Annotated in this window: 9 protein-coding genes and 1 tRNA gene; 3 read left to right on the top strand and 7 right to left on the bottom strand. The window is 66.9% G+C overall.

Annotation, left to right across the window (positions count from 1 at the left end; all coding sequences use genetic code 11):
* Positions 1-1773 (bottom strand): methionine--tRNA ligase (gene metG, locus AC1DXV_RS25905; RefSeq protein ID WP_477936249.1); only part of this gene is annotated, 1773 nt, incomplete at its 3' end.
* Positions 1774-1877: 104 nt separating this feature from the next.
* Here metG and apbC point away from each other — a divergent pair.
* Both apbC and AC1DXV_RS25895 read left to right on the top strand, forming a co-directional pair.
* Complete coding sequence (gene apbC / locus AC1DXV_RS25900; protein WP_477868885.1) at positions 1878-2969, top strand: iron-sulfur cluster carrier protein ApbC; 1092 nt, start codon at positions 1878-1880, stop codon at positions 2967-2969.
* 9 nt (positions 2970-2978) lie between these two features.
* On the top strand, positions 2979-3233 hold the full coding sequence (locus AC1DXV_RS25895; protein ID WP_477868883.1) for a hypothetical protein: 255 nt from the start codon (positions 2979-2981) through the stop codon (positions 3231-3233).
* Here AC1DXV_RS25895 and trmB read toward each other — a convergent pair whose 3' ends face one another.
* Complete coding sequence (gene trmB / locus AC1DXV_RS25890; RefSeq protein WP_477868881.1) at positions 3234-3926, bottom strand: tRNA (guanosine(46)-N7)-methyltransferase TrmB; 693 nt, start codon at positions 3924-3926, stop codon at positions 3234-3236. It lies immediately after the preceding gene.
* 73 nt (positions 3927-3999) lie between these two features.
* On the opposite strand from trmB, the gene AC1DXV_RS25885 reads away from it, so the two are divergent.
* Positions 4000-4073, top strand: a tRNA-Gly gene (locus AC1DXV_RS25885).
* A gap of 69 nt (positions 4074-4142) precedes the next feature.
* Here AC1DXV_RS25885 and AC1DXV_RS25880 read toward each other — a convergent pair.
* The 5 genes from AC1DXV_RS25880 to AC1DXV_RS25860 form a co-directional block, all read right to left on the bottom strand.
* Entirely contained in the window at positions 4143-7052 is a 2910-nt protein-coding gene (locus AC1DXV_RS25880) for a diguanylate cyclase domain-containing protein (RefSeq protein ID WP_477936247.1), read from the bottom strand.
* A 152-nt stretch (positions 7053-7204) separates the two neighbouring features.
* On the bottom strand, positions 7205-8296 hold the full coding sequence (locus tag AC1DXV_RS25875; RefSeq protein WP_477866495.1) for a sulfotransferase family protein: 1092 nt from the start codon (positions 8294-8296) through the stop codon (positions 7205-7207).
* Complete coding sequence (locus AC1DXV_RS25870; RefSeq protein ID WP_477866497.1) at positions 8293-9306, bottom strand: hypothetical protein; 1014 nt, start codon at positions 9304-9306, stop codon at positions 8293-8295. Before AC1DXV_RS25870 ends, AC1DXV_RS25875 begins: the two co-directional genes overlap by 4 nt.
* Positions 9303-9983, bottom strand: a complete 681-nt coding sequence (gene cysC / locus AC1DXV_RS25865) for an adenylyl-sulfate kinase (RefSeq protein WP_477866499.1) — start codon at positions 9981-9983, stop codon at positions 9303-9305. The genes AC1DXV_RS25870 and cysC overlap by 4 nt, the downstream gene beginning before the upstream one ends.
* A 16-nt stretch (positions 9984-9999) precedes the next feature.
* A partial coding sequence (locus AC1DXV_RS25860) for an elongation factor 1-alpha C-terminal domain-related protein (protein ID WP_477936245.1) occupies positions 10000-10295 on the bottom strand: 296 nt, incomplete at its 5' end.

Here is a 10295-nt window from a genome sequence, read left to right as displayed (position 1 = left end):
GGCCTCGCAGGCGACGATCTTCGCGATGCGCAGGTCGACCTTGGCGAAATCCTCGATTCTGATCTCGGGGGCGAGCGGCTCGCCGCCCGGCGGCGGCAGCTCGATGACCGGCGGCTCGAGCAGCTTGTCGAGCAGCGCCGGGTCGACGCGCTGCATCAGGTGCTTGTAGTCGCCGATCGTGTGGCCGCCGATCGCGCGCGCCGCATCGGCGAACACCATCGGCTCGACCTTCAGGAAGGCCTCGACCTGCACCGCCAGCGCCGGCAGCACCGGCTTCAGGTAGATGGTCAGCACGCGGAAGGCCTCGATGCAGACGCTGCACACGTCGTGCAGCACCGCCTCCTGGCCTTCCTTCTTCGCGAGGTCCCAGGGCTTGTTCTGGTCGACGTACTCGTTCACGCGGTCGGCCAGCAGCATCACCTCGCGCAGCGCCTTGCCGTACTCGCGCTCCTCGTAGAGCGTCTCGAGGGCCTGGCGGTGGTGGCGCAGGCCGTCGAGCAGCGAGCGGCCCTCGACGCCGAGGTCGGCCGACAGCCGCCCGCCGAAGCGCTTGCTGAGGAAGCCGGCGGCGCGGCTCGCGATGTTGATGTACTTGCCGACCAGGTCGGAGTTGATGCGGGCGATGAAGTCGTCGGGGTTGAAGTCGATGTCCTCGACCTTCGCGTTCAGCTTGGCCGCAATGTAGTAGCGCAGCCATTCCGGGTTCAGCCCGACCTCGAGGTACTTCAGCGGCGAGATGCCGGTGCCGCGGCTCTTGCTCATCTTCTCGCCGCCGTTGACGGTGATGAAGCCGTGCACGTTGACGTGGTCCGGCGTCTTGCGGCCGCTGAAATGCAGCATCGCCGGCCAGAACAGCGTGTGGAAGTAGGTGATGTCCTTGCCGATGAAGTGCACCTGCTCGACCGCCGGGTCGGCGAAGAACGCGTCGTAGTCGCGCCCGGTCTTGTCGAAGTAGTTCTTCAGCGACGCGAGGTAGCCGACCGGCGCGTCGAGCCAGACGTAGAAGTACTTGTCCTCGGTGTCGGGGATGCGGATGCCGAAGTAGGGCGCATCGCGGCTGATGTCCCAGTCGGCCAGGCCGCCGTGGCCGTGCTCGTCGACGGCGAACCATTCGCGGATCTTGTTCAGCACCTCGGGCTGCAGGCGGCCGGGCGTGTGCGTCCAGTCCTTCAGGAACTCGATGCAGCGCGGCGACGAGAGCTGGAAGAAGTAGTGCGCGCTGCTCTTGAGCACCGGCGTGGCGCCGCTGAGCGCCGAGTAGGGGTTCTTCAGCTCGGTGGGCGCGTAGACGGCGCCGCAGTTCTCGCAGCTGTCGCCGTACTGGTCCTTGGTGCCGCAGCGCGGGCATTCGCCCTTGATGTAGCGGTCGGGCAGGAACATCGCCTTCACCGGGTCGAAGAACTGCTCGATCGTGCGCTCGGCGATCAGGCCCTCCTTGCGCAGCGCGAGGTAGATGTCCTGCGCCAGCTTGTGGTTCTCGGGGCCGTCGGTGGAGTGCCAGTTGTCGAAGCCGATGCTGAAGCCGTCGAGGTACTGCTTGCGGCCGGCGGCGATCTCGGCGACGAACTGCTGCGGCGTCTTGCCGGCCTTCTCGGCGGCGATCATGATCGGCGCGCCGTGGGCGTCGTCGGCGCACACGAAGTGCACCTCGTTGCCGACCATGCGCTGGAACCGCACCCAGATGTCCGCCTGCACGTACTCCATCATGTGCCCGATGTGGAACGGCGCATTGGCGTACGGCAGGGCGGTGGTGACGAAGAGCTTGCGGGTCATCGGAGGCGTCCGGATCAACGGGGGGAAGGGGGCGATTCTAGGCTTGACGGCCCGAGGGAGAAGGGGTGTGGGCTAGACTGCCGGCCGCCACCCGATTGCCTGCCATGACCATCACCGAATCCGCCCTCCTGGCTGCCCTGCAGACCGTCAACGACCCGCTCACCGGCAAGGACGTCGTCGGCGGCCGCCAGGTGAAGAACCTGCGCATCCAGGGGGCGGACGTGAGCTTCGAGCTGGAGCTCGGCTACCCCGCGAAGAGCCTGCACGCGGCGCTGCGCGAATCGCTGCAGCAGGCGGTGCGCACGCTGCCGGGCGTCGGCCGGGTCGACGTGGAGATCGCGACCCGCGTCACCGCCCACGCGGTGCAGCGCGGCGTGCAGCTGCTGCCCAACGTGAAGAACATCGTCGCGGTGGCGTCGGGCAAGGGCGGTGTCGGCAAGAGCACGACCGCGGCCAACCTGGCGCTGGCGCTGGCGGCCGAGGGGGCGAAGGTCGGCATCCTCGACGCCGACATCTACGGCCCGAGCCAGCCGATGATGATGGGCCTGGAAGGCCGCCCGGAAAGCGCCGACGGCAAGACGATGGAGCCGATGCGCAACCATGGCGTCGAGGTGATCTCGATCGGCTTCCTGGTCGAGCGCGACAACGCGATGATCTGGCGCGGCCCGATGGCCACGCAGGCGCTGGAGCAGCTGCTGCGGCAGACCAACTGGGGCGACCTGGACTACCTGATCGTCGACATGCCGCCCGGCACCGGCGACATCCAGCTGACGCTCTCCCAGCGCGTGCCGCTGACCGGCGCGGTGATCGTGACGACGCCGCAGGACATCGCGCTGATCGATGCGCGCCGCGGCATCAAGATGTTCGAGAAGGTCGGCGTGCCGATCCTGGGCATCGTCGAGAACATGGCGGTGCACGTGTGCAGCAACTGCGGGCACGTGGAGCACATCTTCGGGGCCGATGGCGGCAAGAAGATGGCGGCCGAGTTCGGCATGGACTACCTGGGCGCGCTGCCGCTGGCGCTGTCCATCCGCGAGCAGGCCGATTCGGGCAAGCCGACGGTGGTCAGCGAGCCCGACGGCGAGACGGCCGGGCTCTACAAGGCGATCGCGCGCCAACTGGCCGCGAAGATCGCGCAGCGGTCCAAGGACTTCTCGTCGAAGTTCCCGACCATCTCGATCTCGAAGACCACCTGAGGAATGCGCATGCGCTGGATGCCTGTCGGAACGATGGCGTTGTTGGCGGCAGCGGCCAGCATGGCGGCGCCCGAGGACGAGGGCGCGGCGCGCGCCGCCTGGGCGCGCAAGCTGCAGGATTTCCAGCAGTGCAAGGCGGGCAAGCGGGCACCGAGCTACGGGCCGGCGGCGTCGGGTGCGAGGGCGAAGAAGCCCGCCCACTGTGTCGACCCGGGGCCTTTCGTGCCGCCGAGCGCGGCGTCGGCAGCGTCGCCCAAAGGCTGATCAGCGCTTCGTGAACACCAGGTCCCAGACGCCGTGGCCGAGCTTGAGGCCGCGGTTCTCGAACTTGGTCAGCGGGCGATAGGCCGGCTTGGGCGCATAGCCCGCGGCGGTGTTGGCGAGCGCGGGCTCGGCCGACAGCACCTCCAGCATCTGCTCGGCATAGGGCTGCCAGTCGGTCGCGCAATGCAGGTAGCCGCCGGGTGCCAGGTGCGCGGCGAGCTTGGCGACGAACGGCGCCTGGATCAGCCGGCGCTTGTTGTGCTTCTTCTTGTGCCACGGGTCCGGAAAGAACACATGCACGCCGGCCAGCGAGCCGGGCGCGATCATGTGCTCCAGCACCTCGACGGCATCGTGCTGCACGATGCGCAGGTTGGCGATCTCTTTCTCGCCGATGTGCTTCAGCAGCGCACCCACGCCGGGCGTGTGCACCTCGACGCCGAGGAAATCGGTGCCCGGCAGCGCCTGCGCGATGGCCGCGGTGGCGTCGCCCATGCCGAAGCCGATCTCCAGCACCAGCGGCGCGGCGCGGCCGAACGCGGCCTGCGGGTCGAAGCGCTGCTGCGCATACGGGATCAGGTAGCGCGGCCCGAGCGTCTCGAGCGCGCGCATCTGGCCGGTGCCCATGCGGCCGGCGCGCAGCACGAAACTCTTGATGCCGCGCAGCGGAACGGTGGGGTCGGTGGGGGCGGTCATGGCAATTCGGCACGCGTGCCTGGAGGGCAGGGGGCCGAATTGTGCCCGAGCACGCGCTAGAATCGCGCCCGCTGCGGGTGTAGTTCAATGGTAGAACGGCAGCTTCCCAAGCTTCATACGAGGGTTCGATTCCCTTCACCCGCTCCACCAATCGACCTGTGAAGAACGGCGCCACGCACTCAGTCGATCGATCGACCGTCATCCTCGATGTGCCGATCACTGAGTCGGACGAGCTTTCGGGGCCTTGCCCCCTTCGACAAGACGAAGCGCCACCTGGACGTTGTTGCGGCCCGCGCCCTTGGCCTGGTAAAGCATCACATCCGCCTGCCGGACGAGCGCCTCGACGGTCGTGGCGTCACCCTGGTAGAACGCCAGGCCGATGCTGGTGGTGACATCGATCGTCTGCTCGTCGATCACGAACGGCGTCCTCATGGCCTGGACGATCTTGGCGGCGACGGTTGCGGCCATCTCCGGCGTCGGCAGGCCTTCCATGATCACCGTGAACTCGTCGCCGCCCAGGCGGGCGACGGTATCACTGGAACGCAAGGTCTGGGACAGCCTGTCCGCGAAGCCCCGCAGCAGTGCGTCTCCCGCGTTGTGTCCGTGTCGGTCGTTGATCTGCTTGAACCGGTCGATGTCGAGGTACATGAGCGCCATCAGTGCACCCGTGGCGCGGCAGCGCTCCATCGCCTCGGCGACGCGCAACTCGAAGCCGGCGCGATTGACAAGGCCCGTGAGCGGGTCCACGCGTGCCAGCTCGATCAGCCGCTTCTCTTCGAGCTTCTGGCGGGTGATGTCGCTGACCACGGCGTGGAAGCCCAGCACCGTGCTGCCGTCGGCGGCGAGCTGCGGGATGTACTGCGCCTCGTAGCAGACATGGCTGCCTTTGGTCATCTCGCTCTGGAACGTGACAGCCTCTCCCCGCAACGCGGCGCGAATGTGCGGCTCGACCTTGCCGTACGCCGCATCGCCCAGCAGCGCGCGCACGGTCTGCCCGTGGAKCTCGTCRCGCGGCCGGCCGAARCCTCGCTCGTAGGCCAGGTTGTTGAATCGGTAGCGCTCGTCGGCGTCGATGTAGGCCACRCGCATCGGCAGCGCATCGGCCACCGTGCGCAGACGSGCCTCGCTCTCCTGGAGCGCTCGYTGCGCTTCGCGGTACGAGGTGACGTCGGCGACGAGGGTRTACAGCCCGACGACCTTGCCYTGCTCGTCGCGATCGGGAACGGCCGTGACCTGGACATGGCGACGGCCTTCGGGGCGCACCATTTCCCGGTCGTACGCAACCTCCTGGCCGTCCAGGGCGGCCCGCAGTTGGGGCTCCATATCCACCCAGGCCTGCTCGCCATAGAACTCCCGCACACTCGTCCCGATCTGTGGCGCCGCTGCATCGCCAAACCATTGCTGATACGTCCGGTTGACGAAGCGAAAGCGCAGATCGCAGTCGAGGTAGGAAATCAGTGCCGGCAGGTGATCGGTCACCATGCGCAGCCGATGCTCGCTCGCGCGGACCGCCTGTTCCGCGGCCTCGGCAGCCGAGACGCTCGCGACCAATTGCCTGAGCACCGGCCTCACTTCGCTGTACTGGGCATAGATGGCCAGCGCGACGATGCCGGCAAGCGCCAGCGCAAGCAGGTTCAGGCGTGACCTCATCGGCGCATAGAGCGTCTCGACATCGGTTCGCACCGCGAACCCGAGCCCGAAATCCTTGATCGGCGCGAAGGCCGAGAGGACAGGGCTGCCGCGCCGGTCATCGAGGAACTGCACGCCCTGTTCGCCGAGCACGGCTCTTGCCACCGGAAGGGCGGGGCTGCCGGCCGCGTCGAACATCGGCAGCTCGAATCCGGCCGGCCTGAACCGGTTCGGCGCACAGACCAGCTTGTCCTTCTCGTGGCCACAGATCGCCACGTCGGATGTGTCGCGGGACGCCCGGATGTCCTCCAGCAGGCGATCGAACAGCGGCATGCGCTGCTCGGTGAGCACCCGTCCGACGTGGCGCTCCCCGACGAGGACATCGGTTTCCGTGAGGAGCAGGTAGCCGTCCTTCCAGGCCAGGATGGTCGTCGACCCGGTGTTCGACAGGCGCTGGATGACCTGCATCTTCGCGGAGGTCATGGAGCCCGCATGCGCCACGCGTGTGGCATTCGCGGCGTAGAACTCCACACCCGTCAGGTCGGTGGTCAGGATGCTGTCGGCAACCCTCTGCAGGAACTCCTTGGCCATCGCGTCGTCGGGCGCCGTGCTCAGCGTGTCCAGGGCCTGGCGCGCGGCCGGCCGCGTTGCCACGGCTCTCGGGAACCACAGGCTCACCTCGATGGTGTGGGCCAGCGATGTGGCGTTCGTCCTGGCGATGAGCAGCATGTCTTTCGCGACCGAGCGCTCGAAGGTATCGCGCATCACCCCGAAACCCGCAACGCCACCCGCCAGGGCGACCAGCGTGAGGACCGCGGTCGAGCGCCGCTTGATGCGCTGCTCGGTCTCTTGCAACGTCTTGGGTTCAAGCGCCTGGGATGCCACGTGGAGCATCCACAGGCCGGCGCCGACGACCGAGAGCCCGAACGCGGTGATCGGCAGGATCCGGTTGAAGGCAGTCACCCGGTACAGCGTCTCCAGGCCTACGAAATAACCGACGAGTCCGCCCAGGCCGATGAGGGAGACGGCCAGGGACAGCGTCAGGAAGACGAGCTGGCGGGGCCGGGTGGCGCGTTGCCTGTTCAGCCAGAAGCCGATACCGCTGAGCAGGAATGCCAGGCTCGCGTTCGCGGACAGCCGGCCGGGATGGGGATGGGTCGCCGTGGGGACGGTGCCGGCACGGACGATGTCGATGCCCAGGCCGATGCCTGTCACTCCTTCGAACAGATAGGCCAGGGGCAGCGCGATCAGGGCGGCGATGCAGAGGGCGGAGAGTCGGGTGAGCCAGGCGGCCGGGCTGGAGGGGCGCGAGGCGTTGAACAGGCAGATGCTCGCCGCGACGAAGAGCAGCGGGTTGACGATGCCCGCGTGCTCGGAGCCGGGGATGAGGTGCGCGATGACGCCCACCTGAAACACCCAGTGCACGGCCAGGGTCGCGCCGAGCAGCCCGACGGCGAGGCCTGCCACTCGCGCGGTTGAAAGGGCCGATTTCTGCATGGGGTGTACTCGATCCGGTGTATGTCGCCAGGCGATGTTGCAGCGCACAACCTCTCGACGGGCAGGCGACACCGGAGCAAGCGCTACGCCGCAGGGTACGCCTCAGCGGGAGCGTCGAAGGCCGGAAGTGGGCCCGTGCGGTATGCCAATCTTCATGTTGGCGCGGTCGCGACATGAAGCCGGGAGGGGTGCGCCTGGTTCAGGCGTTCGCGTACGGCGGCGAGGTGGTCCGCCCTGACCCGTCGCAGAACGAAGTCGCGGTAGTTGGTGTTGCTGAGCTGGCTCCATGCTTGCGCTCGACCCAGGGCGGACCGCTGCGCGCGAGAGGCGAGAACCGCTTCGTCTGGAATCGGAGCGTTCGCATCGGTCATGAATTCATAGCCGTAGGAGCGCATGTGCTCTCTCGCCACCGTCTCGATGATCCCGATCTCGTCGACGCTCAACTGGCTCTTGAACTTGTCCCGGTTGGCCGGGATGGGACCGAAGCAGTTGGATGACCACAGATCCGACAGCTTCGACATCTGCCGTGCTTCCGTGGAAGCCGCCACGTCAAGCATTTGCGGAAGGAAGTCCAGGCCGATGAAGTCGCAGATGCCGCGCAGGACAAGCTCCTGGTCAGCGAGGAAATCCTCGTACCGGATGGTGAGTACGCGGGCCGGATGCGCGTGGACGAGACGCTGGGCCGCATCATGCGCGGCGACCCACGTCATCGCATTGAGCGTGCTGTCGAAGTCATGGATGATCGCGCGGTTCATCGAAGCCACCTGGGCGCGCGGGTCCCTCACCACGTTCAGGAACAGCATGTCGGGAAAGAGCTCCATCATCTCGGCGGCGTAGTGGATGCTGTCGAGCGATTTGTCCATCACGACGCGGGCATGGTGCCGTTCGCCGCTGCGCAGGAGCAGTTCCCACACCACGCGGTGCACGCTGCGTTTCTCGTCCTTGATGGCGTCGAAGATCTCGCCCGGATCGAACGCCACGTCGGGCCACTTCACCATGCTGGCGGCTTGCAAGCCGACGATGTCGACGACGAGCTGGAAGTAGTTGCGGTCCTCGGCCAGATCGCCATAAAGGGGCACCAGCGGCATGAAATCGACGATGTGCAGGGGGTAAGGCGAGTAGAAGCCTTCACTGAAATTCAGCCTGAGTCTCAGCGCGTGGCTTCCGCATCGACGCAACGGCACCATCAGAAGCGGGCGGGGGCGACCCGGATGGGACGTGGAGATGGAGGGCTGATGGGTCATGACGATTTCCCTGTGATGTGGTTTGAAAAGTCGGCGATGAACTGCTCCAGTTCGATCACCGGCAGACGGTCGATGCCGGCGGCTGCATGCCGCCCACCGCCGCCTGGATAGAGGCGGCACAACGCTTCCGCCGATCTACGCTGCGCGGGAGAGCGGACGCTGACCAGGAAGTGACCGTCCGAACGGCGCGTGAGTACCGCGAACGATCGATGTGGCTCTTCGTGGGAAAGGCGGTTCGCCAGCGTTCCGGACAGCCGCCGAGCCCATGCCGTGCCCGGCAGCAGGTAGACGTCGCCATCGATGCTTCGCCAATGGGGTGCGAGCGTCTCGAGGTGATGCTGATCTTCGGCGCGGCCGGCGGCCAGGCGGCGATATTCGTCTGCGTCGGCGATGAAGCCGAATGGGCTCTCGAAGTCGTGCACTGCGCGATAGAGGTCGATCGGCGAGAAGTGCAGGTCTTCCACGGCCTCGCCGTAGGCGTTGTAGTTGAGAAGCTGCCCCAGCTGCTCCAGGTTGGCCCTCTGGTTCATGGTGAGCCCGCGCTGCGCGCAAAGACTGCGCGCGACCTCGACCAGGTTGTCGCCGAAGGCGCCCACGATGGCCCACTCGTGAAAGCGGCCGGCCAGGGTGCGATCCACCAGCAAGGATGTGCAGACAACCGCGGAAGGGTCGATGTGGCTTTCAAGCCGCGGGTGGTGGAACAGGCTGCGTGCCGAATGGTGATCGAAGTAGCGTACGCGCCCACCGGCCTGCAGTGCGCGACGCACGCCGGCTTCGTTCCTGTCGAACGAGACGTCCAGCACGGTGATGTCGCTGGGCGGGTTCGTGTCGCCCAGCTTCCCGAGCAAGTCGATATCGCGCTTGACGCCACTGACGAGGCGCCCTGCGCGCGGCTCGGCCATGCGCAATTGGTGCAGGCTGCAGATGCCGTCGGCGTCACCATTGAACAGGTCCACCACCGGCAGGGTGCCCGTGCGGTCCGTCAACGCGAACGGCCCGATCGATGTCATGACACGAGGGCGCAGCGACTGACGAGAAAGTCCATCAGCTTCTGCGCTGACTGGTCGAGGCTGCACAAGTCCGTGTCGATGCGCAGCGCGGGAGACTGTGGGGTCTCGTAAGGCGCCGACACGCCGGTGAAATGGGCGATGGCTCCCGTTCGAGCCTTTTCGTAGAGTCCTTTCGGGTCCCGCGCTTCGCAGACGGCCAGTGCCGTGCTCACATGGACTTCAATGAACCTCGCTTCGCCGATGAGGGATCGCGCTTGTTCCCTGTCCTCCTGCCGTGGCGAGATGAGCGCCGTGAACACGATCAGCCCGGCGTCGTTCATCAAGGCGGCAACTTCCGCCACACGCCGGATGTTCTCGCGCCGATCTGAAGGCGAGAAGCCCAGATCGCTGCTGAGATGGTGGCGGATGTTGTCGCCATCCAGCACGAATCCCAGCTGCCCTTGGGCGTGCAGCCGGCGCTCCGCCGCATAGGCCAAGGTGGATTTGCCTGCGCCGCTGAGGCCTGTCAGCCAGACCGTCACCGGTTGCTGGTGGAGCAGGGCGCGCCGCTCGGCCGCCGAGACCAGGCTGGGGTGCTTCACCACGTTGAGACACGTCACACCGCGTGCCACGGCGGTGGCGTTGGTGTCGGCATGGCCGAGACGTGGCCGGACAAGGGAATGCGTGGAAGGAGTCATGGCGCGGGCAAGCCTCTCAGGAAGACGAACACTCATTGACCAAGAGCGCCCCGCTGGTGCGGTTGCTCGCCGGGTCGACGATGATCAGCGAGCCGCCGACGCGGTTCGACGCGTACGCCTCGACCGGCAGCGCCTGCTGCGTCTCGACGATCACGTGGCCGATCTCGTTGACGGCCAGCTGGTGCGCATCGATCGCCTCCAGCGTGTGGATGTCGAGCCGGCTCTCGATCGCGGTGATGCGCGCCTGCACCCAGCGGTTGCCGTGGCGCACCCAGTACTTGCGGCCAATGACCGCCGGCTCGGTGTCGAGCC

Source organism: Rhizobacter sp. P3_C12, from assembly GCF_056402735.1.
The sequence above is the reverse complement of the archived record's forward strand: the minus strand, read 5'-3'. Positions and strand labels throughout refer to the sequence as shown.